Origin of the sequence: Bradyrhizobium vignae (assembly GCF_900324035.1) — a bacterium.
In the GTDB taxonomy this organism is placed as follows: domain Bacteria; phylum Pseudomonadota; class Alphaproteobacteria; order Rhizobiales; family Xanthobacteraceae; genus Bradyrhizobium; species Bradyrhizobium vignae.
Window position 1 is genome coordinate 1,430,641 of the sequence record NZ_LS398110.1, and the last position, 26,342, is coordinate 1,456,982.

Annotated in this window: 20 protein-coding genes and 6 pseudogenes; 11 read left to right on the top strand and 15 right to left on the bottom strand. The window is 57.8% G+C overall.

Annotated features, from left to right (window positions below):
- Positions 1-156 precede the first annotated feature (156 nt).
- Positions 157-741: a HutD/Ves family protein gene (locus tag BRAD3257_RS06845; RefSeq protein ID WP_122401226.1), complete on the top strand. Its 585-nt coding sequence runs from the start codon at positions 157-159 to the stop codon at positions 739-741.
- A gap of 101 nt (positions 742-842) precedes the next feature.
- The gene (locus BRAD3257_RS06850) at positions 843-2,033 is read left to right on the top strand and encodes an adenylate/guanylate cyclase domain-containing protein (RefSeq protein ID WP_122401227.1); all 1,191 of its coding nucleotides are present in this window, start codon (positions 843-845) and stop codon (positions 2,031-2,033) included.
- Positions 2,034-2,203: 170 nt separating this feature from the next.
- On the opposite strand, the gene BRAD3257_RS06855 is transcribed toward BRAD3257_RS06850, so the two are convergent.
- Positions 2,204-2,416, bottom strand: a complete 213-nt coding sequence (locus BRAD3257_RS06855; protein ID WP_122406410.1) for a hypothetical protein — start codon at positions 2,414-2,416, stop codon at positions 2,204-2,206.
- Between the two features lie 117 nt (positions 2,417-2,533).
- Between BRAD3257_RS06855 and BRAD3257_RS41885 the strand changes: the two are divergent.
- The 3 genes and pseudogenes from BRAD3257_RS41885 to BRAD3257_RS42140 form a co-directional block, all read left to right on the top strand.
- A pseudogene (locus tag BRAD3257_RS41885) lies at positions 2,534-2,731 on the top strand (hypothetical protein); the annotation flags it as partial.
- 132 nt (positions 2,732-2,863) lie between these two features.
- Positions 2,864-3,661, top strand: a complete 798-nt coding sequence (locus BRAD3257_RS06865; RefSeq protein WP_122406411.1) for an adenylate/guanylate cyclase domain-containing protein — start codon at positions 2,864-2,866, stop codon at positions 3,659-3,661.
- A 111-nt stretch (positions 3,662-3,772) separates the two neighbouring features.
- Positions 3,773-3,868, top strand: a pseudogene (locus BRAD3257_RS42140) (dihydroxyacetone kinase subunit DhaK); the annotation flags it as partial.
- A 206-nt stretch (positions 3,869-4,074) separates the two neighbouring features.
- Here the strand turns inward: BRAD3257_RS42140 and BRAD3257_RS06870 are convergent.
- Positions 4,075-5,181: pseudogene (locus tag BRAD3257_RS06870) on the bottom strand (OpgC domain-containing protein); the annotation flags it as partial.
- A 544-nt stretch (positions 5,182-5,725) separates the two neighbouring features.
- Here BRAD3257_RS06870 and BRAD3257_RS06875 point away from each other — a divergent pair.
- Entirely contained in the window at positions 5,726-6,388 is a 663-nt protein-coding gene (locus BRAD3257_RS06875) for a response regulator transcription factor (RefSeq protein WP_122401229.1), read from the top strand.
- Here BRAD3257_RS06875 and BRAD3257_RS06880 read toward each other — a convergent pair.
- Entirely contained in the window at positions 6,383-8,473 is a 2,091-nt protein-coding gene (locus BRAD3257_RS06880; protein WP_244607873.1) for an MASE1 domain-containing protein, read from the bottom strand. The two genes, BRAD3257_RS06875 and BRAD3257_RS06880, sit on opposite strands and share 6 nt — an antisense overlap.
- A 1,170-nt stretch (positions 8,474-9,643) precedes the next feature.
- Here BRAD3257_RS06880 and BRAD3257_RS06895 point away from each other — a divergent pair.
- The 3 genes from BRAD3257_RS06895 to BRAD3257_RS39205 all read left to right on the top strand — a co-directional run bounded on the left by BRAD3257_RS06895 (position 9,644) and on the right by BRAD3257_RS39205 (position 12,336).
- Complete coding sequence (locus BRAD3257_RS06895) at positions 9,644-10,630, top strand: J domain-containing protein (RefSeq protein ID WP_122401233.1); 987 nt, start codon at positions 9,644-9,646, stop codon at positions 10,628-10,630.
- A gap of 91 nt (positions 10,631-10,721) precedes the next feature.
- Positions 10,722-11,750, top strand: coding sequence for an agmatine deiminase family protein (locus BRAD3257_RS06900; protein WP_122401234.1), 1,029 nt, complete (start codon positions 10,722-10,724; stop codon positions 11,748-11,750).
- 16 nt (positions 11,751-11,766) lie between these two features.
- Positions 11,767-12,336 carry a uracil-DNA glycosylase family protein gene (locus BRAD3257_RS39205; RefSeq protein WP_129145799.1) on the top strand — a complete coding sequence of 190 codons (570 nt, stop codon included), beginning with the start codon at positions 11,767-11,769 and terminating at the stop codon, positions 12,334-12,336.
- A gap of 678 nt (positions 12,337-13,014) precedes the next feature.
- Here BRAD3257_RS39205 and BRAD3257_RS06910 read toward each other — a convergent pair.
- The 6 genes from BRAD3257_RS06910 to BRAD3257_RS06935 all read right to left on the bottom strand — a co-directional run bounded on the left by BRAD3257_RS06910 (position 13,015) and on the right by BRAD3257_RS06935 (position 21,794).
- Positions 13,015-16,086 (bottom strand): UvrD-helicase domain-containing protein, encoded by a 3,072-nt coding sequence (locus BRAD3257_RS06910; protein WP_122401236.1) that lies wholly within the window; start codon positions 16,084-16,086, stop codon positions 13,015-13,017.
- A gap of 135 nt (positions 16,087-16,221) precedes the next feature.
- Positions 16,222-18,390 (bottom strand): ATP-binding protein, encoded by a 2,169-nt coding sequence (locus tag BRAD3257_RS06915; protein ID WP_122401237.1) that lies wholly within the window; start codon positions 18,388-18,390, stop codon positions 16,222-16,224.
- Positions 18,391-18,649: 259 nt separating this feature from the next.
- Positions 18,650-19,372 (bottom strand): DUF6602 domain-containing protein, encoded by a 723-nt coding sequence (locus BRAD3257_RS06920; RefSeq protein WP_122401238.1) that lies wholly within the window; start codon positions 19,370-19,372, stop codon positions 18,650-18,652.
- Complete coding sequence (locus BRAD3257_RS06925) at positions 19,369-20,307, bottom strand: AAA family ATPase (RefSeq protein ID WP_122401239.1); 939 nt, start codon at positions 20,305-20,307, stop codon at positions 19,369-19,371. The genes BRAD3257_RS06920 and BRAD3257_RS06925 overlap by 4 nt, the downstream gene beginning before the upstream one ends.
- Positions 20,307-20,822 carry an HORMA-1 domain-containing protein gene (locus BRAD3257_RS06930; protein ID WP_122401240.1) on the bottom strand — a complete coding sequence of 172 codons (516 nt, stop codon included), beginning with the start codon at positions 20,820-20,822 and terminating at the stop codon, positions 20,307-20,309. Before BRAD3257_RS06930 ends, BRAD3257_RS06925 begins: the two co-directional genes overlap by 1 nt.
- Before the next feature lie 6 nt (positions 20,823-20,828).
- On the bottom strand, positions 20,829-21,794 hold the full coding sequence (locus BRAD3257_RS06935; RefSeq protein WP_122401241.1) for a CBASS oligonucleotide cyclase: 966 nt from the start codon (positions 21,792-21,794) through the stop codon (positions 20,829-20,831).
- Between the two features lie 131 nt (positions 21,795-21,925).
- Between BRAD3257_RS06935 and BRAD3257_RS06940 the strand changes: the two genes are divergently transcribed.
- Complete coding sequence (locus BRAD3257_RS06940) at positions 21,926-22,804, top strand: BrxR family helix-turn-helix transcriptional regulator (RefSeq protein WP_122401242.1); 879 nt, start codon at positions 21,926-21,928, stop codon at positions 22,802-22,804.
- A gap of 38 nt (positions 22,805-22,842) precedes the next feature.
- Here the strand turns inward: BRAD3257_RS06940 and BRAD3257_RS06945 are convergent, their stop codons facing one another.
- Complete coding sequence (locus tag BRAD3257_RS06945) at positions 22,843-23,073, bottom strand: hypothetical protein (protein ID WP_122401243.1); 231 nt, start codon at positions 23,071-23,073, stop codon at positions 22,843-22,845.
- Positions 23,074-23,168: 95 nt separating this feature from the next.
- On the opposite strand from BRAD3257_RS06945, the gene BRAD3257_RS06950 reads away from it, so the two are divergent.
- Positions 23,169-23,387: a hypothetical protein gene (locus BRAD3257_RS06950; RefSeq protein ID WP_122401244.1), complete on the top strand. Its 219-nt coding sequence runs from the start codon at positions 23,169-23,171 to the stop codon at positions 23,385-23,387.
- A gap of 345 nt (positions 23,388-23,732) precedes the next feature.
- On the opposite strand, the gene BRAD3257_RS06960 is transcribed toward BRAD3257_RS06950, so the two are convergent.
- From BRAD3257_RS06960 to BRAD3257_RS40740, 5 genes and pseudogenes are all read right to left on the bottom strand, one after another.
- Positions 23,733-24,374 carry a Shedu anti-phage system protein SduA domain-containing protein gene (locus tag BRAD3257_RS06960; RefSeq protein ID WP_122401246.1) on the bottom strand — a complete coding sequence of 214 codons (642 nt, stop codon included), beginning with the start codon at positions 24,372-24,374 and terminating at the stop codon, positions 23,733-23,735.
- On the bottom strand, positions 24,371-24,595 hold the full coding sequence (locus BRAD3257_RS39210) for a hypothetical protein (protein ID WP_145986953.1): 225 nt from the start codon (positions 24,593-24,595) through the stop codon (positions 24,371-24,373). Before BRAD3257_RS39210 ends, BRAD3257_RS06960 begins: the two co-directional genes overlap by 4 nt.
- A gap of 324 nt (positions 24,596-24,919) precedes the next feature.
- Positions 24,920-25,098: pseudogene (locus BRAD3257_RS39605) on the bottom strand (Y-family DNA polymerase); the annotation flags it as partial.
- Positions 25,099-25,166: 68 nt separating this feature from the next.
- Positions 25,167-25,875 (bottom strand): annotated as a pseudogene (locus BRAD3257_RS06975) (SOS response-associated peptidase).
- Positions 25,876-25,878: 3 nt separating this feature from the next.
- Positions 25,879-26,327, bottom strand: a pseudogene (locus tag BRAD3257_RS40740) (hypothetical protein).
- Positions 26,328-26,342 lie beyond the last annotated feature (15 nt).

Genomic DNA, 26,342 nt, shown 5'->3' on the forward strand with positions numbered 1-26,342 from the left:
GGCAGGCCCTCGCGGCGGATACCGTCCTGAGCGGGATGTAGCTGGGAGCGCAATCCGGGGCCAGTGCTTCAGGGCGCGAGCTGACCCGGATTGCGCTGCGCTTCATCCGGCTACAAACTCGGGTGCAAACTCCGGCGTTCCCGGACGACTCACGATATGAAAACCACATTGCTCAGACCCGAAAACTACACCCGCTCGCCCTGGAAGAACGGCGGCGGCATCTTCACCGACATCGCGGACGCTCATCGGGCCGATGCACGCGAGAAGAGCTGGGACAGCCTGCACTGGCGCTTTGCGTCGACGCCGATCGTGGCGCCGGGTCCCTTCTCCCATATGCCCGGCATCGATCGCTTGCAGATGGTCGTCGATGGGCGCGGGCTGGTGCTGAAGGCCCTCGGGCAGGAATTCGACGAACGTGAACCTTTTACGACCGTGCGCTTCACCGGCGAGCTCGAGATCGTGACCGAGCTCGAGGCCGGGCCCGTCGAGGTCGTGAACCTCATGGCGCGGCGCGGTGCGGCGGAGATCGATCTCATCGCGCTTAAGGAGCCCGGCGACCGGCGGCTGGCCGCCGGCACGCATCTGGTCTACGCACCTCGGGGCGAATGCCGCATCAGTCTCGACAATGAGAATATTGCGATTCCCCACAACGGCACGCTGAAAGTCGAGCTGCTCGGGCCATCGCAGCTCGCGCTCGTCTCGGGTCTGGCGGTGCTGGGGTCGATCCGGCTCCTCGGTTAGCGCCGGTCGCTGCGCACAATCCGTGCAACTGGCTAGGTTGACGCCGCCCGGCCGGAGCACGATATCTGCTTCCCCAAAGACCGCAGCCCGAGGGGCAGGATATGAACGCACCAGACAACCATGTCCCTGCGCAGGCCGACGGCGTCGTCGACTGGCTGACCACCGGCACGCGCGACGAGCGCTTCATCGACAACATCTTCGCGCAGATGTGTATCCGTCTCCAGCAGGCGGGCATTCCGGTGAAGCGCGCGACGCTTCACATCCTGATCAATCACCCGCAGTGGCTGGGGGCCCGCATGATGTGGTCCGACGGGATGCGCGAGGCGGAGATTGCGCTGGTCGACTATGACGTTCGCGAGCGGTCCGAATATATCGGAAGCGCCGCCAACGAGATCCATGACGGCGCCGCCGAGGTGCGCGAGCGGCTCGAGCAGGATTCTTCGCTCAGCCGCAAGCACGCCCTCTATGACGAGATGCGGGCCAAGGGCCTCACCGACTATGTCGCCTGGCCGCTCTACCATACGCTCGGCAAGCGGCACATCGTCACTTTCGCGACCGATCGGCCCGGCGGGTTCGACGATGCGCATGTCGCCGGCCTGAAGAAGCTGTTGCCGGTGCTGGCGCTGGTCAGCGAGATCCGCGTCAAGAACCGCCTGGCGCGCACGCTGCTGGAGACCTATGTCGGCTCTCATGCCGGCGAGTTGATCCTGGCCGGCGCCACGAGGCGCGGCAGCGGCACGACGGTGCGTGCTGCGATCATGATCTGCGACCTCAGGGATTTCACCAAGATCTCCGACAACTGGCCGCGCGACGACGTGATCGACCTGCTCAACGACTATTTCGACGCGATGTCGGAGCCGATTGCGCGGCACGGCGGCGAGATCCTCAAGTTCATCGGCGACGGACTGCTCGCCATCTTTCCGCTTCATACGCCCAACGCCTGCGCCAATCTGCTCCATGCCGTGGCCGAGGCCCGGCAGGCCATGGCCGCGCTGAACGAACGGAACAGCGCAACCGGCCGCGCGCCGCTGAACTACGGCATCGGCGTCCATGTCGGTGACGTCATGTACGGCAACATCGGATCGGCCAGCCGGCTCGATTTCACCGTGATCGGCCCGGCCGTCAACATGGCCTCCCGCCTCGAGGCGCTGACCAAGAAGCTCGGCAGGAACGTGCTGCTGTCACGCGATTTCGCCGAGCTCGTGGAGAAGGAGTTTCAGCTCGAGCATGTCGGCAGGCACGAGGTGCGCGGCTTCAGCGATCCGATCGAGCTGTTTGCGTATCAGGGCTAAGCGACCTTCCGCCCGCGGCCATTTGCGGTTCGTTCCCGTCGTGCCGGCGCCCGGCGCGTTCATCTGGCCGCTCCGGCTTTGCCTCGTGTCGTTATCCCCGAGGGCGCTCCGCAAACACGGGTGACGGCCATCGTTGCTGTCAAGATGAAGCCTCGCTCAAGGGAGCAACGTCAAGCGCCGCCAATGGCCCGCGTAATGGTGCCACTCCCGCCGCAGGTGGCGCAGGGGGCACCGTCGATGCGACCCTTGCCATGACAGTCGGGACAGACGTCTTCGCCGGTGCCCATGGTTCCGGGCGGGGCTTCATCGCCAGGATTGAGCGTTGGCTGGATCCCGGTCCTTGAGTCCTGCGCGTTGGTCCTGGTCGTCTGCGTCTTGGTCATCTGCGCCTCCTCGAAAAGAGCGCAACGCACCTTGCCGCAGGAAGTGCCAATCGGAGCTCGCAGCGCTGCAGTCGGCGGAACCGCTCTGCCTGCTCCGCCTATGTCTCGACCGCCCCCGTGCCGGGCTGCCGCCGCTTGCTCTGCAGCCTTTCGTCACCGACGAACTGTCGTGAACAAATCGTCACGACCTCGGACTTCGCCGACGTGACGATGCAGTCCTGCCTGATGGGCGCGCCGCAGCTCGCCGCATGGATGGCGCAGCATCCGGCCGAACGTCCGGCTGCATGGCGCTGTACGATCGGCAGGCAGGGCGGGGGGCAGAGGAATTTAGGCTGCGAGCTTGGGATGCGGCGACGGCATGCGGGTTGGCAGCACTGTTGCCAGCGCCGGGTTGTGCGTCTAGGTTTTGCGCCAAGCTACGCCCAAACGGTCCTTGGCCGCTCGTTCATGCCGAAATTCCTACGCATCGGGGTCCATCAGTCGAACGTCTCCGGGTACACGTCGAAGGCGTGGTGCGTCAGGCGTGTTGGCTCGGCAGTCTTCCTGAAGTGGGGCGCCGTGGAGGTGCATGGCGCCGGCGATGGGCGCAAGGTCTATTGGTCGCGTCTGCCGCAGGAGAAGACGGTTCGTTGCGGCACTGCGCAGCGCGCGCAGGACTATACGAAGGCCGCGATCGCGCGGCGCCGCAATCATCGCTATGAGCCGCTGACCGGACCGATCGCGAACCGGCGCCCGTCCGCCGCACGCAGCGCCGAGCTCAAGCAGGCGCTCGCCACCATCCTGATCGTCGACATCGTCGGCTCCACCGCGAAGGCGGCGAAGCTCGGCGATGCGCGCTGGACCAAGGTCATGGGCCATTACTATGCTGCCGTCCGCAAGGAGTTGAAGACGTGCCGCGGCAAGGAGGTCGTGACCACCGGCGACGGCGTGCTGGCGACGTTCAGGAAACCCGCCGCCGGCATTGCTTGCGCGACCGCGATCCAGAAAGCCGTGCGCACGCTCGGCCTCGAGATCCGGGTCGGCCTGCACGCCGGCGAATACACCATCAGCGGCGGCGAAATGGTCGGCCTCGCCTTCCACATCGGCACCCGCGTCGCGGCGAAGGCGCGGGCAGGGGAGGTGCTGGTGTCGAGTGCGGTGAAGGAGCTGATGACGGCGCAGGCGGCGGCGAGCCTGAAGGATCACGGCTTGCACCGGCTGAAGGGCGTGCCGGAAAGATGGAGGCTGTGGCGGGTGGAGGGGTGAGACGGCGTGCGGCAGCCTGCAGCGCCTTCAGCTTTCGAAAGGGCGCGGTATGGATGATGCCGCAGGCGTTGGGTGGCATTGGCAATACGCTCCGACGCGACCCGGTGGAAGCGCGGCTTGCGCATCGCCCGCTCGCTGATCGGCAGCTACGTCACCTCGCTCGACATGGCCGGGTGCTCGCTCACGTTGAGCCTGCTTGATCGTACCAATTCGTCTGCGAAGCGAGGCCCCTGGTGGGATGGCCGCTCGCTGACGAGGCGCTTCTGGTCGCCGGCCCAGCCGAACTCGCGCAGTCCTCGGCGGAACGCCTCCAGGGTGCGCCAGCTAACGGTGCCCCAAGCGTTCCCCTCGGCGCGCACACTCACAGGCAGTGCAATGGCCAGCTGCGGCCTGGGTTTGCTCTTGATCAAGTTCAGTAGCGTCGCCGCCATGATCATCGTCAGGACACCACCAGCGCTGAGCGTGATCTGCATCGCAAGCCCCGCCGATATGTCGAGCAGCGCCAGGAGGCTAGCGAGCGTAAGCAGGACACCGAGGCAGAAGATTGGCAAAGAGTGCCTGCCACAGAGGATGGCGCCGCGCATTACCGCAGTCGTCAATGCTCGTCGATTGGGCGGCACCAACCATACCGCCACAACCGCTAGGGCCAAGAAATGCAACAGACGCAACGGATCGAGATTCGATTTGTCCATCTGGTAGGCCAACTTCGTCAGCCCCTGCGGGATCAATGCTTCCAGCGGCTTGATTCTCCAGCTCAATACGATGACGAGGCTGAAGACCAGATAGAGAACGGCAGGCACGAGCGCCAAAGGTGACGTTAGCCAGGGGCGCACTCTTCCGCCCGCGATTATCACCCACGCGCCAAGGACCACCAGCAGCTGCCAGGCCAGTGGATTGAAAGCCCAGTGGCCGTTTGGCCACGCCGGCAAGGACCAGCCGAACATATGCACCAGTGTATAAAGCGCCAGCGAGGCGCCGAGCGTCACGTTGGGCAGTCGGAGCAGCAACCACAGCAACGGCGCGAACAAGAGGTGGAGGAGCACGAAGATCGGCAACACATCGGTATTGACTGGGCGGTATTGCAGAATCGCCGCGTGCGCGAGCGTTGCGCCCGGCTGATCCAACAGAATGCGCGTATTGCTCTCGTCGGCAAGGCGTTCCACGCCGGCGATGTGGACTAGGGTCGCGCAGGCGAGCGTGAGCAGCAGAAACGCGACATAGATGTCCCAGCTTCGCCGCAGCGTCCGGCGGATCACGCTGCTCCATCCCTCGCGGCCCCATACCTTACCGTAGGCCAGTGCGCAGGTGACCCCTGAGACGAACATGAACACTTCCGCGGCATCGCTGAAGCCGTAGTTCCGCAGCGTCAGCCAGCTTCCAATGTTATTGGGGACATGATCAAGAAAGATGCACCAGAGCGCGATGCCGCGGCAGGCATCAATGCGCACGTCGCGGCCGTTGGCTTTCAGCTCCGACGCCACGTCCGCGGATGGCTTCAGGGTGGCGGTTCGATCATGCATTGGCTTGCCTCGTCCAGCGTGCGCGCACGCTCAAAGAGGAACGATCGAGACGGATCGAACTTGAAAAAAAAGCGCGGCCCTGCGGGTCGTGACAGCGCCGCAGTTCAAGGTTGCTTCACATCGACCTGGCAACGACAGCAATTGCGACAATGATCACATGGCCGCGCTGGGTAGAACGCTGGTGGGAGGACCGACTGTCGACATCATCTTTCAAGTGGCACAGACTGTAAATCGGCCGGAGGTCGGTACAGAGAGGTGCCTAGGTCCTATGACCAAGGTACTATCCCGAACGCGGTATTGAGACCGCATGATGAGCAATTTGTCGCTCGCGTGGACGGAGGGGCTAAGCGAGTTCCGCGCTCCATGCAGCGCGCGCTCCTTACGACTGTGTGCCGTTGCAATCATACCACACAGCAGCGCTCGGCTCCTACTCTGAGTGCCTGACGGCGAACCGCTGGACCAGAGATAGAAGATGGACGGTTTCGAAGGTGGGTGTATGATTTTTCATTGATCTCCGGGCGGTCAGAGGACGGAGAGCATTTTTATGAAAGTGCTTGTTGTTGACGATCACACATTGATTCGCGAGGCGTTGCACGCTGTCCTCAAGCAATTGAAGCGAGAAGCCGTGATATTCGAAGCTTCGAGCAGCCGAGAGGCCATGCACATCGTCGAGGAGCATCCCGATATCAGCCTCATTTTGCTTGACATCAATCTACCTGACCGCGACGGCTTCTCTGTCCTCTGCGAACTGCGCCATCGCTATGCGACCATTGCTATCATCATTCTCTCATCCTCCGATGATCACGATACGGTCAGGCGCGCTTTCAAGCTTGGCGCGCTGGGTTTCATCCCCAAAACCACGGAACGTGAGGTGATGCTCAACGCTATTGAGTTGGTGTTTTCCGGCGGAGTTTACATTCCCTCGGAGATTCTGGAGGAAACAGCGGACCCGCGGTTTGCAGATAAGCCATTGGCTCGCGGCTCGCTCAAGGGGCTTGGATTGACCGATCGTCAGATCGACGTACTTGCGCTGCTGATGAAGGGGAAAACCAACAAGGTCATTGCCAGGACGCTCAATATGGCAGTGCCGACAGTGAAGAATCACATCACGGTCGTTCTCAAGGCGCTCGGCGTAGCGACGCGCACCGAGGCCGTCATTAAGGTCGGAAAAATGGGCTGGGAGGTGCCGCCGAAATCTGATTCATGAAACTGCCCCGGTGCCTCTCCCACCATCGTGATCCCTAAGGAGCTCATGCATGACAGCACGGAGCCGCATCGGATCGACGGGCTTGTGCAGCAAAATGTACCCTCTGTCCCTGGCGTCCCGCAGAGGTTCAGCTGCGGTATCGCCGCTGACGAGAATGGCGGGAATTGGCGAGCCAAACGCCGCATTGACTTGTTCGATTGCCCGGATCCCGGTCCTACCGCTTGCGAGATGATAGTCCGAGATTATGAGATCGGGACGCTGTTCGCGCTCGGCAAGTCGGACAAGTGCAGCTTCGTCGGAGCCGGCGGCAAGTACCGAGTATCCCCATTTGCTAAGCAATCCGCCCGTTCCCTCCTGCACGATCGGAGTATCGGCAATAACAAGAATTGCCTTGCCGTCGACCGCCAAGGCGCCGGCGTGGGGTAAGACGGCGGGCGCCGCGGACCTGATGCATTGATCGACTTTCGGAACCAGGATCGCAAATCGCGAACCTCGGCCCACAGTCGAAACCAGGTCGATTTGATGGTCGAGAAGCAGACGAAGCCTGTCGACGATGGCCAGACCGAGGCCCAGTCCGCCGGACCGGTTCTGTTCTGAGGTGGGAACTTGAAAAAACTCGCGAAAGATATTCTGCTTTTGATCCTCGGGAATGCCAGGACCGGTATCGCATACTTCGATACGCAACATTTCACCGCGCCGACGACATCCGACGAGGATCCCGCCCTGCAACGTATAGCGCACCGCATTTGACACAAGATTCAGCATGATGCGTTCGAGCAGCATCGCGTCGCTTCGCACCCAGGCGTCACTTGGCCTGACGCGTAGCCGCAGCCCCTTTTTTTGCGTGGCCTGGTCAAACGCAGTCTCGATTTTCTGCAACAAGCGCCCGATCGGGAATTCGGTGATTTTGGGGGTAAGCATCCCGGCATCCAGCCTGGAAATGTCCAGGAGCGAATTGAACATTTCATCCATTTCCTTGCGGGTTGCGTCGATCCGTTCGATCGTGTTTGTCCTTTCCTCCGGTTTGAGTGGCGTCCGCAGCTGGGCGACGAACAACCCCAACGCATGTAAGGGCTGCCGCAAATCATGGCTTGCCATGGCGAGAAAGCGCGATTTGGCTGCGTTGGCGAGCTCCAGTTCCTGCGTACGCTCGGCGACCTTCTGCTCGAGTTCGACATGCGCGCGGCGCAGGTTTCCTTCCGCTTTCTCGCGGACCTTAACATCCGCGCTCAGCAGCAGGCTTGGAACGGTAATACTGATCAAGAACATCAACACGAGCAGGAATGACGCGTTGGGATCCGAAATCGCGAAGGGGCCGCCGCCCGCGTGCGTTGCCCAAATCGTGATGCCCGCAAGCACGAGAGCGACCGTTGCGGTATCGCGTGGACCGCGACGAAGCGCCGCCCATAGCATGGGCAGGATGGCCAGAAAGCCGAGTGGATCTCGGCCGGGCGTCTGCTCGATCAGGGGGCTGAAAGCAATGAGGCCGACAGCCGCTGCTGTCGCGAGGACCCCTGCCGTCTCGACAAAATCGTGCCAGTTGGAGGCTTGATGGTGGTTTGATGCCCACAGCACGGTTACGGGGGCAATGACTAGTGCGCCGGTCACGTCGCCCAGCCACCAGGTGATCCACGCGTCCGCAAAATTCTTTGGCTCGATGTATCCGAAGAGTGCCAGGCTGGTCAGTCCAATGGTGGCGCTGATCGGTGTCGCGATCACGACGCAGATCAGGGTAAACTTTGCGACAGAATTTGGTGTCGAAAACGTTTCACACCCGCCCGACCACCGATTGATGAGATACGCGCCGGCAATCGCCTCGAGAGAGTTACCGGTTGCAATCGCAATTGCGGTGGCAAGGGAGCCTGCCGTCGTCGCATTGGCGATCATCGCCGCGGCAAAAATTGCGGGCCAGGTTCGATATCCCCGCAACAACACTGCCGCCAGCGCGACACCTGTCGGCGGCCAAATTGGTGTTGCGCTGGGATGAATAGAGGCGAGGGCGAGGCCAGCCTTTGCCGAGACGAAATAGATCAGTCCAATCACGACCAGACCACCGACGTAGCTGACGCCGCGGTATGAATCCATGTCGGGTGATCGTCGATCGGACATCGTCGGCGCCGGGACTAGGCAATTGGGTCGTTCACCATGACTGAATTTTGAAATCTTGGTCGAAGATCAAAGATCGCTAGCCCGATATGGCAGACGCCTTCAGATCGAATTGATCACCGCAGTCTGCTTTGCGGACTAACGAGACGAACCGTGCGTTCGAGGAGCATCTGGCCGACTTGCGTCAATCCCTCCTCTCAGCTCGCGGGAGACGACAGGCCGCCGTTGCGCACCGGAGGAATTCGCGGCGTCTCGTATTCACCCGACTTGTCGAGGGAGGCATCGTACGACGAAGATAGGCTCTCCGAAAGGCTGGATTTGAACTCGGACAAAGCCGCTGTGTGCGACAAAGGCCTATCTCTCGTTGGAGTCTCCTGGCTAAACCACCTGCACGATAGGTTGCCGTGGCGGACGAGACAGAGCACGGTTGTCGGACATGCTGATGGTGTCAAGGCGCTGGCTTACTCTCCCGATAGTCGCTACGCGGCAGCCAAATCTTGAATGGGAAGGCGTGAAGGCGGGCGAGTAAAACAAGTTCAGGTCGTACCTCCGTGAGAACGTGACGACCCGTCTCGCGTAGGGCGACAATCGGGAATTGAGCCCTTCTCTTGTCGTGCAGCTCTCAAGTCTCTGAATAAGGTCACACGGATGGCTAACGAACCAAGAAAGGTCGGCCGCCACTTCGTCCATGATGGTCTTCATCGCTGCGTCATAAGCCATGATGCGCACGCCACGGCTGAGCATCACGTCGAACGACCCGCTATCAAGATTCAACAAGGCAGCGGACGGCACCTCCGACCCTTGACGCGTCCTGGTTCGTTCACTAGGATAAAATTCGATAAATAATTGTTATTGTTGGATAAATTTGAAAAATGGCGAGCGACAATATAGCTGGCGTATCGGGTAGCATCCTAAAAAAGCTCTACCTGTTTCCTGGCATGGTTATCCAGTGGACCATGTACGTCTCGGTCGGATCGAAATCATACAGCCAGACGCAACAACAAACACGGTTAGCTCGCAGCCCCTTCATGACATTCGCTTACTCTTCGATGTTTTGGTTAGCTTTGGCTGCGTTTTTGCTGGGTGCTTTAGAACGGTAAAGAAGAGTCGCGTTTGCGCAGCATCATCCTCTGAGGGGGCGGCGGATACATGGATCAAAGCCGAATATTCAGATTGCTAAAGAAGAAATTCGCAAAGCAGCCCACTCAAAAAGACGAAATTACGCGCCAGCTCGAAAGAGAGAGAGGTCTCCGAGTTCAGCTCATGCGAATCGGAGTGCCCGCACAACTCTCTTTTTTTGCAGTAGGTTTAGCTTACCCCGACAGCAAGTACATGCTGATCGAATTCATTCCTTTAGTGCTGCTCATTCGATGGTTTGCGTTACAGAGCTTACGTGTCGCTCGGAATTCCGATGGTCGGGAAGAGAATTTCCTGGATGCCGCTGCCCGTGTCCCACGAAGAATTCGAAATGGCGTTACCGCCGACAGGATTCGCGTTATGTCAAAGACGAGATATCGCGGTGTCCGCTGGCCCTTCTCGGTTCTGATCCTCGAACAACGGTGGAAGGCGACCAACGGCCAATTCTTTCTCGTGATAGCACCTGATTTTCATTGGTGGTCGGGCGGATCTATTTGGTTCCCGTGGCACTGGAATTCTGGACGGAATGCTGAACTTCAATTCTCGCGGAGCACCACCGGGCGGCCAGATAGGGCGTTTTGTATCAAGCTTAGCTTTCCGGGAAGTCGAGAATGGAATCTGAGATTCAAAGATGAGAACGACCGAGAGCGAGCTTATCAAGCCCTTGCCTCGATCCGTGGCGGCAATAGGCCGCCGGAGAAGAGCTCCCGGAAATCAGCGGAGCCGGATGAGCCAAACAGAAAAGTCGACTACGAGAAGGCGAGAGTTGATACAAGGTCTCCAGAAAGGGCAATCGAGCAGAAGCGATGGCATGATGTTCTCCGAGTTTCTCCTGAGGCTTCTTCAGAGGAGATCACAGCCGCCTATCGCGACGCCATAAAGAAGTGCCATCCGGACAAGGTGGCAAATCTCAGCGAGCTCATAAAGAAGGCCGCAGAAGATGAGGCGGTCAGAATAAACAAGGCATACGAGGAGGCACGAAGCTCACGCGGATTCTAAGAAGCGATTTCGGTTTTAGGTTGGTCAGCCGAAAGCTCGGCCGGTTTCCCGACATTGCAGCGAGAGCCAGATAGAGCGGGATATTGCAGTAATGTCGTACAACGAAATCAGACTTCCCGCCGAATGGGAGCCTCACGCCTGTTGTCTGATGGCTTGGGCCATACACCGGGAATGGGGGATGTACGCCGATGCTGTCAGGCGCGAACTCCACGAGGTTGTTGTCACCATCGCCGAATATGAAACGGTTTACCTGCTGACACCGTCCGACCAAATTCCGGAGGCCAAGCGCCAGTCATTTGGACCGAACGTGGAGATCCTATCGGCTCCCGTGGACGACATCTGGATGCGCGACATTGCGCCGACGTTTGCGGTGCGGGGTGATGCAGTCGTCGCTGTTGACTGGAATTTCAATTGCTGGGGCTCAACGCGCTCCGCACGCCCTGGAGATGCTCTCGCCGGCCCCTTGGCCGCAAGACTGGGGCTGGCGACCATACGTGCACAGTTTGTCGCAGAAGGAGGAGCGTTCGTGACCGACGGCGAGGGTACCGTTATCGTGACCAAGAGCTGCCTGCTGAACGAAAACCGAAACCCACGAATTGGTCGCAGTGCGCACGAGCAAATGGAGGAAATAGAGCGTGGGTTCTCCGCCGTCGGCGGGCGCAAGATCATATGGCTTGAGGGCGACGCCGATGAACCATTTACCAGTGGCCATGCCGACGGATACCTGCTCTTCACGTCGCCCGGAGCAATTCTGGTCGAAGCGCCCGATCCAGAGATGCCCACGCCCAGAAATCGGTCAAGAGATATCGACGTGCTTCAGAGCGAATCCGACAGTCGAGGTAGCGCGATGACTGTAAACTCGATCCTTCCGCCTCGCAGGCGGCACTGGCGGTTTCGTGGCCGCTCGTTTGCTCCGTCATACCTGAACGCTTACCTGGCGAACGGCGCAGCCATTACTGGGAAGTTCGGAGACCCAGAACGGGACGAGGCGGCGCACTCCGTGTTGCAGAGATCATTTCCAGGCCGAGACATCCGGATGCTGAGCATTGACCACATTGCTCTCGGTGGTGGTGGGATTCATTGTCTGACGCAGCCGATGCCAAGCACGTCACGGAAATAAATGCGGGAAGCAAAGAATGACGCCCACGCCGATCAAACATAAATTTCGGAATCACGAAATAAACCCTGCAACGAGGTGCCTTATCATTGGAACGTTCAATCCGGATACACCCAAGAATACCGCTGACTTCTTTTACGGGACGGGAAGAAACGATCTGTGGAGCCTGTTGCCAGCAGCCTTTGGAGTAGAGGGACATCTAAAGGGTAAAAATCGCAATCCGGAACGGCTGAGGTTCACGCGGGAAAGGGGTATCGACTTCGTCGATATCATTTCAGAGGTGATGGTAGACACTGATCGCGCCCATCATCGAAAAGACAGTTACATCGGCGGACGCGTCTCGGTCTGGCGGGATGTTACGGGACTGATGGACGAGCTACCAAACCTCGAGCGAGCGTGCTTCACGAGGAAGACCTTCAACGACGTTCCCGGAATTGAGGATCATGTCAGGAAAATTGCTTCGTATTGTGATGGAAACAACGCCCGAAACAGGAGAATCGTTTTCCGGTGTCTTGTTTCACCCTCGCGCCTGGCGCCTGGAAAGGACAAGCAGAAGGAATGGAGCGCCTTTTTAATGAGAGCGCGATAATCTGAGTGTGACACGACGCAACGATATGGGCGACTGGCGCGGTGAAATCCTTGGAGGCCGCACGGTTAACCTTGGATAGGTCGTTCAGCCCCGCCCACCGAGGCAGTCCGTTGAGTTCACTTACGTGAAAATGCCCGCTGCCTTTCACGATGCCTGAGGCGCGCTTCACCTGGCCCGGCGTCATGGGCGTTCTGTTACGGGCCGCGAGCACCCTTACTTCTCTACACCCCTCGCTGCAGGTTACGCGCGGGCAGTTTTCGGACATGCTTAGGATGCTTGAGGCGAAGCGCCTCAAGGAGCTTCATTTCACCGTTGAGGACGGACAATTGGACTTCATTGGTGGGCCCGGCAGGACTCGAACCTGCAACCAGACCGTTATGAGCGGGAGGATAAAGCCTGCCTTCGTTGATTTTGCCGGGTTTTTGTTTGATGTCGATGGCGTTCGTTGCGCTTTGATCATCTTATTTCTGGTGCGAAACTGGTGCGGTAATCAGGAAACCGTGAACCCGGATCGAATCTCTATCTCCGGCCAATTCACGCCTAAGGCTACTAGGGTCGTGGAATGGCGGGACCAATATTCTAATGCAGCCGAATCGCGCTCAATGGCTGCTGCTTCGGTCTCGCAACTTGCCTGCTCGCTCCCCGCTGCATGCCGGCATGCTTGCCGGCCCCCTCGGATCAGCCGTCCTTTAGGGTGACACCATGGTCTCGGCAGACTCTTAGAATTCTCTGGACGTCGGTTTTGCCTAAGTCAGAGCGGGTCCAAAGATCTCGCTGTGAGAGGCGCCCAAGATCTCTGAGCCTTTTCAATCCCATCTGCTTCAGTATCGAAATGACCTGCTTGGAAAAGCCGGCATTGCCGATTTCAGTATCGGCCAAGTCGTCTCGCAGCGCGCGCTTCTCGGCTGCGTTCGCTCGCTCTTTTAAGGAATTGATCGTCGTCATGCTGAGGTGCTTTGCGAGGGGCTTCTCGCTTGCATTGATCAAGTCATGCAAGGATCGAATATTCAAGGAGTGCAAAATCGCCAATTCGCGGGTTGTAAGACCGAGCTTCTCTAGTCCTGAGGCGCGGGATCCATCGTGTGTGGAAGACCCATCACCAGACGGGTCACCCCGCAGCTTCGTCTCCGCGGGCGGCTGCCTTTTGCGCGTAGGCCTCGGCCTAAGGCTCGGCCGCAGACCCAGCATTGCCTCGGCTAACCGTATCTTCATCACGTCGCGAGCTAAGGGGCCAAACACCGCTGTGCCCGCGCCCGACTCGAAGTCATCGACCAGTGCGCCGATGTTCTTCCATTTGAGCCTCCGTTGTGTTTGTCCCTGTATCATTCCCCGACCGTCAACAAATTCCTCCAGCTTTTCGAGGAGTTCGGCATCGAGACCCCGGGCGTAGGGAGTGAAGATGAACTCCGTTCCGGTCAGTTCGCGCAAGTTCAGGGTTTCGGTGTCCGGAAATTCCTGAAGGAAGCCGGGCACCCCGAGGTTTGCCAAATCATCCATATCAACAACATCGGACCACTGCGAGACCGGCGACTTCAATGCTGCCAGCCAGCCGCACAGCTTTCCCGAAAATGACAAAATGAGCTGGCTCTTGGCGCGCGTCATGGCGACATAGAACTCGCTCGCATTGCGGAACACCTCCTGCTCAGGAGCTCCGCGCGGTGGAAGCTGGCTTTCCCTGCAATTCACGATGATCATCGTGTCGAACTCATAGCCCTTCGTCTGCTCGAGATCCGACAGGAAGCGCGTTCCATGCAGAAATTTCGATGCTCCGTCGAGGACTGGTATGCCGATTTCATTGCCGTACTGCTGAACCTCGAATCCGGAATATCCGACGATAGCGACGCAGCCTGAGTGGCTCGAGCCGCGCCGGGCTGCGATCTCGTCGTTTGCGTCGAGCAGCTTGAGCGCGGCAGCTATTTCTATGTCCAGTGATGGCGCTTCGAGTACGAGCGGTTCGGCGGATGATCGATACGACAATTCCGGATCCGAAATCTCAAGCTCACCTTGCTCAAAATGAGATTCCGACAAGTTCAGCGTCAAGACCTGATGAGCAAACTTCAATATTTCCCGGCTATTCCTGTAATTGCGGAATATCCGCGAGGATCTGCCCTTCACGTCGATGCCGGCGGCGTCGAATGATTGATGTTTTGGAAGAATGGATTGTGCGGCATCACCGCAGAGAAATAGATCGTTCCTGTCCGGCCTCACAAGCTTCCGGAGAATTGACAGCTCGACGCTTCCAAAATCCTGCGCTTCGTCCACCAGAATGCACCGATACCGGGATGTGATCTTATCGAGATATCTCGTCACCGCAGTGACCAGACCCATGTAATCGATGACGCCGACTGCGGACATCTTGCGTTCCCAGCCTGTCAAACCCTCCAGAATGGAGGTCCTATGCTGCTCTAGAATTTTATACCCGCGCCCTGCGCGTGTAATCGAGTTGTATTCAGGCCGCTTGTTGAGTCCAAGCGCGCTACGAATCCAATCGAACTCTTCCGCGATATATTTTTCCGCGTCGATGGACTGCGACGTCAACAGACGGTGCATTGGACGCAGCACCTCGGCGTCCTTGACGTTACTGAGGCAGCGGTAAAACTCGCGGTAAACTTCGTCCTTGTGTTCTTCGAGGCCCCAGGTCACATCACTGTAGAGCTTGGCATTTGCCGGTTCGAATTCTTGAAGCAGCTCTTGGCAGATTGAAAACAGCGATTTGACCTCTATTCTGCTTCTCAATGCGAGATCAGAGCCGCACGCGTGATCAACAATTTCTGAGATGAACTCACAAAGAGCGCGGTTTAAACTTAATACAAGGATCTTTTCGTTCGCGTATTCGCCTGCGAGGCGTATCGCTCTCTTCACAGCAATGCTGGTCTTGCCCGACCCTGTTACACCGGACAGTTTTGCTGGACCGTTGTAGTCCGCAGTAACGTGCCGCTCCTGTTCGGGATGCATGAACAGGAACCAGTCGAAGGGGTGTTTCGTCTCTATGAAACGAGCTACCCATTCGCTGTATTCCTTCGAGCCCAGTTCGACCTTCCGGGTTCCATCGCCCATATCGAGTTCCAAGAGCTCTTCAGGCGAAAGCTCGGCGAGGGGCTTGAAGCTTCCGAGGTGGTGGAGCGCGCGATTTTGAGCCTCCTCGATCAAACCGCCATTTAACAGAACTAGGATATCGAACAGAGCGGACCGGAGAGCTTCGTCGCCTACCTGAACGAGGCAGTCTCGTATGCTCGTATCGCGGCTTCCGGCTCTAACCTGGCGAATAGCCTGGACCTCCCGGTAGGGGCGGTGGCCGAGTAGGCGCTCAAGCAGCTCCTCAGGCAATCTCTCGATCAGCACCCCGGACCAATTGTCCGGCTCGTTGCTTATGGTCACACCGCTTTCGCTATCGGAGATTTTCGTTCTCCCGAGCGAAGTGCCCGACACGGCACCGATCGTCAGGCCCCGATGTCTGTCGAGCCATGCGTCGGCCTCCTCATGGTCTCCGATGTAGAGCAGAAAGATGCATCCGTTTCCAGCAATCGTGACCAGTCGGCAAAATTCCTGCAGGTCATACTTCACACATCCAGCAATCCGGCTCTCGCCGTTCTTGGTCTTGCGGAGGCTCTGAAACGGATTGTCGAACAACCCGACGCTGCTGCGCATTGCCAAGACTTGGTCGGCGGCCTTGCTCTTGCGCCCGCCGACGAGTTTCATAGCCCGCAGAGCCTTCAGGAATTCCTTTGTTTCATAGATTTCTACGTCCATTACAATTCTCTAGAATCAATCGACTAGTTTACAAAGAACCCAACGCACCACCAAAGATCGCTCCGCGTCGGTTCGGGTTCGGCGATCCGCACACGCCATGGCCCGCCGCGGCCTTTTAACAAGCGGCAAGCCACCTTATTTGAGCTTCGTCACATCTTCGTACAGACGCTTGAGATGTTCGTCCGACATGTCGACGATCGGTTCATACATGAACGAGTTAACGTGAATATTCTCGGGCGTCATAAGGGCGACGCGATCTAGACAATTGATCTGGGGCGTGTCGTTTGGAAAAATTTCCTTGAACTTGCCGATGAGGGCTTGAGTCTGATTGTACTTGATCGCGGCTAGAAAAACGGCGTCATTGAGTTTAGCAATCATGAAGCGTTCCGCAGCCAGGCGCGTTGCTACCGCGAGCACGATCTTGTTCTCCAGGTTCAAGCCTGCGGATCCTCCGAGGCATTTTTCGGCTTCTTCGGTGATGAGAACGTGCACCAATTTGCCGGCGTCCTGCGAAGTGCCGGACGTCTTACATACAGCGTTGTAAATGGCATCTAAATCTCGCACTGAGATGCTCGGCGAGTCGGACCTCCAATGCAGCATGGAAGTTAGTTTCCCGTAGTGGGGATCAGTCTCGCCCGTTGTCATCTCGACTAGATTTCTCAGGAAACAGATCGAGGCGATTTTCTTTTTCGCGTCTTTGAAGAAGTTTACCTTCCAGTCATTTGCAAAAACGTTCCGTATTCCGGTTGCTTGTGCCAGCGATACGCCCTGAGCATTCTTCGATGCCATCAAGCAGTTCGGATATCCCACGAAGCGACCTTCGATTGTCCGGAAGAAGTCAAAGTTGTGCGTCATTATGATCAGCTTAAAGGGGCCAGCCTCGCTGATGTCCTTCAAATACTGAATGATCGCATATTTGTTTGAGTAATCAAAGGAGTCTGCGATGTCATCGACGACGACCAAGGTCTCCAGGCCCACCTTGATCCGGCGTTGCACTTCGAAAATGACGTTAAGGATATACAGAGCCTTGCGTTCGCCAGTGCTGAGGACCTGCACGAGCTCCCGCTTCTCAACGTCTGCAGTCTCGGTGCCGTCGATGTAGGTAAACCCGAGATCAATGATCTCATCCTCACCCAGCATTACCTCGATGCGATTTCGCGCCTCCAGCCGGAACGGAACGAAAAAGCGGTCGTTGAAGATCGCAATGGTCTCTTCCCATTGCGTGCGCTGCTTTCGGGCCTCGTCCTCGATTTGTTTTTTGCGCTTTGCAGCGGCATCGTATTTCTGCATCAGATCTTCATAGTGATCCTGATGTACCTTCAGATATGATTTCAGAACGTCTTCCCTGAACTTTGGAAGATTGTTCATTCTGGAGAGCAGGGTCTCGTTCTCCTGAAGATAACGGCAGAAATCACGAAGTTCGGAGTTTCGCTCGAGCTTTTTCGAAAGCGCGTCGAATGATTTCCGGAGCTCCTTGTCCTTAAGAATGGTCTCCTTCTCCTGCGCGATTACGGCTTCGAGTTCTTTCTCTGTTGCAATCTCCTTGACCCCTCCCGATGCCGACCTCAGCGTGACAACGTGTTTCGCGTCGAAGAAGCCATTGCTTGCCAGGCTTTTTGCGATCTGACCGGCATTGTAGTAGTCGAACATTCCTTTCTTGAAGTAGGTCGAGTTCGCCATCAGCTCGTTATATCGCCGGATATAGTCGCCCACTTCGTCCTTTAGGTCGTTGCCTTCCAGGGCCGTTACGACCTTGTCGGCGAAGATGATGTCGTAGGAAACTTCAGAGAAGGGCGCGTCTTTCTGTTTTTCCAGCTCGGTCCGGATACGAGTAACAGCTGTCTCAAAGTCGCTGCCGTTGGTGAAGGCACCAGCAATCTCGGTCTCGAAATCGCGCTTGGAAGCAGCCGTTTGCCGGATATCCTTTAAAAGGACAGCCTTCGCGTCTTCGATGTCGACGTGAAGCTGCTCGTACTCTTTGCGCAGCTTTGCGTCGACGAGAAGTGTAGATGTCTTTTCAGTGGGGCCGAATTCCGAATCATAAGGTAGGACGACGAGGATACGGTCCCCATCGATGCTGTTACCCGCCTGGTCGGTGATCTTTCGGACCGTTTTGCGGCCGGTGAAAATCCGATCTTGGGAATCGGCACCTGCTGCCGCGTCGGCGAACGTCTGGGCTAGCGACGACTTCATCACGCCGTTTGGGGCATAAATGGCGTAAGCCTTGGTCTTCTTGAAATCAAAATCCTTTGAGAGGGCCTTGATGCCGTAGCAGTGCTTGAGATCAATTGAGACGCGGTCCATTTGAAAGTTCCTACTCTTGGTACAGGCAATAATGTTGCAGGTCGTTACCAAAGGTCAGATTAGCGCAGCGCAGTCCAAAGCTCTGAACGGGCCGCCAGTCTAATGTGGCATCATCACCGGCCGGGGCCGAACACAAGTCCCAGCACAGCCAATGATCCGGCGCGAAAATGGTCCGGAAGAGGCAGCGTACCCTGATCTCATCGTGATTCGCATTCATCGCGCAATCTTGCTCAACACCTTTTGTTTAGCCGCTAAAAGCCTAGGCCAGCCAACGCGCGTAGGCCTGGATGTCGATCATCGGCACTGTGCCGCTGAACTGCAGAGTCGAGATGAGGTTGAACAAAAACGCAGTCGCAGGCCGTCCTTCCCTGGTGAAGATGTAGGAGCTGGTCTTCGGGTCGAACGCAAAGTGGCCATGTGCGGCGACGCAGCCCATATTCAAGCGTTCAATTGGATCGGTAGTTGCGAGGACATTTTCCAACGGAGTGCCGAAAGCAGGAGTCCAATCGCTCTCAAATGTAAGAAGCCCTCCCAGGATGGGGATGAGTTGCTTAGCGGGATAGGTGCCGCCGGCGTGCGGGATGGGGAGGCTCGTGCGGTGCAGCCGCCGTACAGTTGCGATCTTCTTTTGCGCATATTCGACCTGGGCCGCGTTGATGGCCTGCTTGGCCTCAAATGCAGCATAGACGCTCTCCGCGGGAACGATGGTTTGGCCCTGGAACTTGAATATGAAGGGAGAATACTGACGATCGAAGACGACGACATCGATTTGGTCACTGAACTTCCCCTGACTATCGACTACGTGGGCTGATGCGGCCTGATAGCGTTGAGGGAGGTATGCCTGCAGCATGTCGAGCCAAACCTGCTCGCTCGCATCTCCCTTTATTCCAGGATGCGCAAAGGAGCTTCTTGCAATTGCGAGCTTCTGCTGAATCTCGTCGTGCAGCCCGGACAACAATTGGGTTAAGGACCAGCCGCTCACGTCGATTTCTCCTGAAATGGCGGCGTAGGGACTATCGCCCTGGCGATGTCAACAGCGCGCACTGCGGTGACGGCTTTCGTGGGGTAGGCGTCCAGAATGATGGCGGGAAGGAGCCGTTGTGTCAGATCAGAGAACGTGCATCCATAACGGATGCCCGCCGCCGGCCCTGTGGCCGTGACGACCTGTTCAATATGTGCCGCTGAGAAGCCGAGTTCGGTAAGTATCCTGCTTAGAACAGCGTGGCGCTGGGCGCCGTCTGGCCTTTGGAATTGCAGGATCTCGGCTGCGCGGCGCCGCAAGGCAGGATCCAGCGCGCCAAGCCGGTTGGTGCACATGATCACAGCGGCAGGCAGCGCGCCATTTCCGATCCGGTCTACGCCGCGGATGAATGCATTCACGCCAGCGCGATCTTCGTGATGCATTTGGGTCGCCTCGCGGGATTGCGCGAGCGCGTCGGCTTCGTCGACTAGCAGGATGATGCCACCCCGGGACTTGCCGGTAGCTGACTTTAGTTTTGAAGCTTCAGTCACCGTGTGGTCGAACGCGGCGGAAATTAGCTGGGTCATTTCACCGACACGACCTTGCCCTCTAGTGGCAAGGCTCAGGGGAAAGAGAGTTACATCGATATTTTCCTGGCGCGCCACCTCATCGCCAATTGTCTCGGCAAGTTCCGTCTTGCCTGAACCGACGTCCCCTGCGAGCACCACGAGCGGCGGCCGTCGCAGGATGCTACTCAACGAACCGTTCAGTTGCGGGTGATGGGCTTGAGCCCACTTCTTCAGGCCATCGGGATTGATCAGCAGGCCGAGAATTTTCATGAGACGCTGCTTGTGATCATCCAGCCCGACGAGAGCGGCGAGCCGCTGGCGCGCGAGTGGATCGGGGAAGGTTAAGCGGCTCTCAAAGAGGTCATCAAGGGTAGGCTTCATGTTCATTACCAGCTCCGAACGCTCTGACGGTTGAGGGCTTGTCCGCCCGCCGAATAGGTGCGGTCGGCTGAAAAGTAGCCGGACACGCCCGGATTGGCGGAATCGCCGCGCGAGAAGGGCAGCAAGCGATGCACTGCGGCACGTGTGGCCTCGCTCGCGGTGAAGTAAGCTGAGGAATATGTCAGGAACGAACCAAAGCTGGCGTTGCTCACGTCAGCACCCGCGCGCACCTTTCCCGGATCGTCGTCGTTGGCCGTCATGCCCTGCAGGTCCTGCGCGGTGTAGCGCAGCGTTGGCTCGATCCAGGAGCCGTTCCGCTGGAAGCCGTAGGTGACTTCGGACAGGAACCCAGCCTTCAAAAGCTCGGTGAGTTCAGTCTCGTAGTTCGCGATCCGCATGTCGCTCGGTTCGCCATAGAATCGCTGCACGCGCTTGAGGTCAGTCGCAACTTTGGACGCCATGTGCCGCGCATGCGTCACTGTGAACGCCGTGGTTGCCGTCAGTGCGTAACTCGTGCTCATGTTCTCTCAGACCTGAAATGAGGATCCAAAGACTAGCTGCCAGTACCGAACTGTTTCACCCTTGGTTGGCGCGGCGAGCGCCGCATCAATCGCATCGCCCGCGTCGAGTGCGGCATCGACAATCGCGTCGGCCTGTTGCGCCGTATAAAGACGGCTGACGTTGTTCACCGCGTTGACTGGATCGATGATCTTCACAGGCTCGGTGATCGTGCCGGCGCTTGAAACGGGGTAGTAGTCGCCGAAAACGATGAGCTGGCGGAAATTGCTCTTGGCGACGTAGGTGAAGAAATGCTGCAGCGCCTCCGGATAGTCCGAGAGATTGGCCCCGCCGTCGGCGAGATGGGCGAGGACCAACTCGACCATGAAAGACTTGAAACGGAAACCTTCTTGCTCGTTCTTCAGCTTGCGCGTCCAGAACTTCAGGAGACGGGCAACTTGCGCGAAGTCCTTTTCCTGTGCCGCCTTCCGCTTGCGAATGAACTCAAGGTGGTAGGGAATATTGGTCTTCAGGAAGGAGCCGTCCTCCTGGCTGACGAGGTTGCCATACCAGTCCTTGTCGCCGTCATAGAGGATCGGGACAACGTCAACGTCGAGGCCGGTGCCCTTGAAGGACACGGTCACGCTATAGGTCTGCGGCTTGACCTGGTCGGGCGAGAAGTTCGGGAATGCCTTGCGAAGCCGTTCGGCGAGGTATTCGATCAGTGCGCTGACATCCTTGGGCGCGTTCGCTCCGCTAATGTAGCAGGCCACGTCGATGTCGTTGAGCGTGCGAAGGGCGGTACCCTTGGCAAGGCTGCCCGACAAAAGCATTTTTCGGAGCGAAAATTCCGGGTGTTCGGCCAGATAGGTTTCAAGCCGCTCACGCAGACGACGCACTTGCGCGCGGTACTCGTCGGCCTGCTCCTTAGGAAGGTTTACCCGTTCGGAAGCAAAGCGGACGATGTCGGCATGATCGACGTGGCTGCGGCTCATCGTTGAATCCAAAAGCAGTCTGTGCTGCGGCCAACCGAATCGTTGACTACGCAGCGGAGATGGGTCTAGTCTTCCTATGAATAAAGAAACTATATCTGTCAAGAAACTTTACTGATAATCGGAGTGCCGCAGTGGACAAGTCCCCCGCCAAGCCCCGCTGGGGTGCGGAACAACGTCTTGAATTCATTGAGTTTCGTCTATTTTGGGAGGGGAGCGTCAACCGCTCCGACCTGAAGGAGAGATTCGGGGTGTCGATCCCCCAAGCCTCCGCTGACCTAGCCCAATACCGCGAGCGGGCTCCGGAAAACCTGCGGTACGACAGCAGCGGCAAACGCTACCTTCCGTCGGACACGTTTGAACCGCGTATCCTACGGCCGAATGCCGAACGCTATCTCGCCCAAATGCGCGCCCTTGCTGAGGATGTCATATCGCCGCTCGATACGTGGATGCTTCCCCTCACGGACGTGGGGGTGACGCCGATTCCGTCACGGCGAGTGGACCCGGAAACTCTACGCTTCTTCCTGACAGCGATACGGACCCAGCGCTCCGCACATATCGAATATCAGTCGCTGAACGATAGCAGGCCAGAACCCATGTGGCGCTGGATCACCCCACACGCGTTCGGTACAGATGGACTGCGATGGCACGTACGCGCGTTCTGTCACATCGAACGTGCTTTCAAGGATTTTATCATCTCAAGGTGCCTCGCGGTCGGCCAGACAGGCGCGCCTGAAGCAAAGTCATCTGATGATCACGATTGGCACAACACGTTCACCGTTGTCCTCGTGCCCAACCCAAAACTTTCCGCCGCGCAGCAGAAAACGATCGAGCGCGACTACGGCATGAGCAATGGCCGTTGCGAATTGAAGGTGCGACTCGCCTTGCTTTACTACTTCGACAAGCGTCTTCGCCTGGACGTTGCGGAGAAGCAGGACCGGCCAAAAGAGACACCTATAGTTGTGGCCAACAAGAAAGAGTACGATAAAACTTTACGGCGAATCGCATATTAGCCGACGTTTTGAGGGGAGCGGTGCAACCCACCTACTTCTCAGCATTCTTGATGGGTGAGCAGGCCGAGACTCCACCGCCGACCGTGGCGGAGGTGCTTGAGCACGTGGCGAATTGGCTTTTTAAGAATGCGCGCAGGCCGCTTGCGCGTCCGGTAAATTGGCCAAAGCTCGCAGAGCCCCTTGTGTTTCCGGGCGGCGAAAAGATCCAGGTGCTCCGCTGGCAAGATGAGATTGAAGAACGGGATGTCGCCGCTGTCCGGTTCGAGCATGGCGACCTTCAGTCACGGCTCCTCTGGCGAACCGACTGCATCATTGTGCGTTCTGAGAAACCGCAGCCGACTATGCGCTTCTTCTTTGGAAGAACATGTTTCTTCAGGCGCAGCGTTCCAAGGCTGCCGATCAAGACAGCCAGCCCGCTGACGTGCCGGGGATTGAAACGACAGACGAGGCGATTGACGGCGCACGCAACGATTTCACGAGCCGCATAGAAGTACTCGACGGTCGCGCCTCAAAGGAGGCTTCTCAATTTGAACAGCCGGAACTGTTGTATGCGGCTTTCAATTGGTTAGCGACGACGTATTAGAACGCGCGCACAGGAGTTGAGAGGTGCGCTGATTTGGACCACTCCTGCCGGGAAAGCTGCCAGTTTAGGTACAACGCCCATCAGTCCGAAATCACCATGGGTATGTACGCGGCTGACTACGAAGTGACCTACCGCGACGCCCGTGTGAAGCTAAAAGAGCATATCGGATACGGAGTGAGCACAGAGCCGCGCCATACCATTCGCTTAGCCTTTTTCTTCGACGAGGCCTCGCGAAAAGTAATCGTATGTTGGGCAGCATCAGGCTACCCGAAAGTGGAACTGAAACTCTAGCAGACGCTTGGGCAAGCGCGCCTGCAATCAACCAAAACGAGCTGGCCGTATCGTTCATGCCTGCTTTGCCTGCGCGATTTGTGAATATCGCGAGAGTCGATAACGAAGATCGCGGGCTAGTTGGTCAAAGGTTACTACCGAGACCTTCTTTGAGTGTACTACCGTGTGATCCTGGCGCCATTTCAGGCGAATCTTCTCACGTGCCTCGAGCTGTTGATCTCTTCCGACAACAACTAGTCCATTAAAACTTACATGTCGTGCCCCGAATCGATTTTCATAATCGTCCGACTTCTCCATATCACCAAGCTTCCAGAACCAGTCCAGAACTTGTGAAAGTCCGTGCTCAAGGCGAGGTGCCCATTCAGGTGTTGCCTTCTTGCCTGCCGTGATAAACAAGCTGTTCGGCTTGGCATCCTCGAATTCCACCAAAAGATAGCTCTTCGACGTTGAGTCTCCGATCGCGAGATCGCAGGCAAAGTCGCCAAAGATGTCGTACTCGATTGCGATCCGATCCGGGTTAGCAATATCGGGCACATACGTGCTTATGAACGACGCGAGCTGTGTGTTCTTCTTGAAAAAAGGTAGAATGTCGTCTCGTTCGCTGAGCTCTACTTTTGAGCGGAGTAAACCGTCGAATGTATCGAGCTGCACAGCGCAGTCATCAAACGAAAAAGTGTGAGAAGCGAACGTCTTCATCTTCGCTGCTTCCCGGAAGCAAATTTTTCGAGGCCTTCGTGAGTAACGATATCCTCAATGATCAGCGTCTCATTTTCCCCATATCGACAAATGATCCGGAGCCGGGGATTAACGCGAATAACGAAGAACGGCTGAACCCCGGCGGTCTGCGACTTTACAACTTTGAATTTTTCGCGCCAGTGAGCAAAGTCAGCTCTTTCGAGTTCTCCAAGCGTATGCATGACCTTCGCGCTCTCCGTTGGGCGGAGGTAGCGAAGAGAATGTTCGACTCGTTCTTCAATTATTAGGCGCATGGATGACCTAGGACCTATCGAAAAGGCTGTGGTCGGTGGCTGTTCGAACCTAACATTTGTGCTCGTAGCCTTGAAGTCGGATTGTTTCCGCCGCTGCGCTACGCAGGGGATAATCTCACTTCTCAGGCCTCACGCCTTTGCTACGTATTCCGTGTCCGCTCCAGGCATGTCATCGATGAGTTGATTGTCGGGCACGGGCCTTTGCAATGCAACTACGCCCTCAACTTTCCGAAGCCCGAGGTGATCCTCTCCGAGATAGGCCTCGGCCAGAGACAGAGGCTGGATGATTGGAGTGTGCTTGCGAATATCTCGCGGATTTACTGCGAGGCCGCCTTGTAGACCTCGAAAAGCAGCTTCACGTAGATCAGATCCGGACATTGCTGTCTGACCGTCACCGACGGCATTGCCGACCTAACTCCGAACCTGCGCGCCAAAAGGCGTCCATCGGTGATCTTGCGTCGGGTGAGCGAGGGCTCTGCCTGGTCGTCGTCTCCGTCCGTCATGCTGTCTGCCCAGCCGGGTCTTCCTTCACGCCGCGGGCCACGATCCGGAGGCTTCGATCCGGAAGGGGCCTTTGGAATTTCAGGGCCTCGTCCGCTGGGGCTGTCATCCAGGACTCGACCTCGTCCGGCGTCGTAAGGATCACGGGCATGGCCTTGGGGTGGATGGCTGCGACCTCGGCCTTCGGCTCTGTCGTCAGGAACGCGTAGAGGTCGTTGGTCGTCTCACCTTCTTTGACCTTCGTCCAGATGCCGGCGAAACAGGCGAGGGGACGAGTCTCATCGAGCGCGAACCAAATATCGCCGCCCTCGGCCTTGTTGAACTCACTGAACGAATTGAACGGCACCACACAGCGATGCTCGACGCCGAGCCAGCGGGCCCAGTGTTTGCTCTTCACATTGCGGATGTTGGTCGTGCCGCCGTCCGGCTCCAGTCTGAGCAATTCCTTGAAATATCCACCGCCTTGCCTTTGGCCTGCAGCTTTTCCGCTCGTTTCTTGGTGGCGTCCATCAGCGCCTTTGATGATGATGGCATCCCCCACCGCGCCGAAGCGAGCTCGCGGCCCTTGGCTCCGTTCCGTACGATCGGTGCTTTGTAGTCGGGAAAAACCCCGGGCATCGGCGCCAGATTGCCGACGTGTCGATTCAGACGCGGAATAGCGCGCTGATCGCGGCTTGGTTGGTCGTGATGGAATAAAGGTTGCACATCGGTCAGGATTCGGTTCGAGGGTGGCGCGGCTGCCACGTCAACTGTAGCAGAGTCGCGGATGGACGCCGGTCCGCCCTGGCGCATTTGCGGCAGCGCAGCCGGCTGGCGAGATCGTGCACGAACGTAGTCGGCCGATGCTTCATCGCCGCGAGGTCCACGTCGCTCGGCGTCTTGCACCGTGCGCACCTGATCTCCAGCCAGGGAAAGCCTCCGTTGACGGCCTGATCGATGGTCGACGACGATCGATCGGTTCGCCGTCACTCCACATCCGCTCGTTCCAGCTTTCGCAAAGCAGCCTGTCCGCTTGCTGGATCATGGCCTCGCCTTTGGCCCGCATCTCCGCCGATTGGGTAGCCAGGATGTTTGCCATCGCACGTGCCTTGCCGAGCTCTTTCGCCAGAGCCTTGCGATCGCCGCCCGACAAAGGCGTAGGGTGATACTTCGGCGCCATCCGGACATCCAGGTG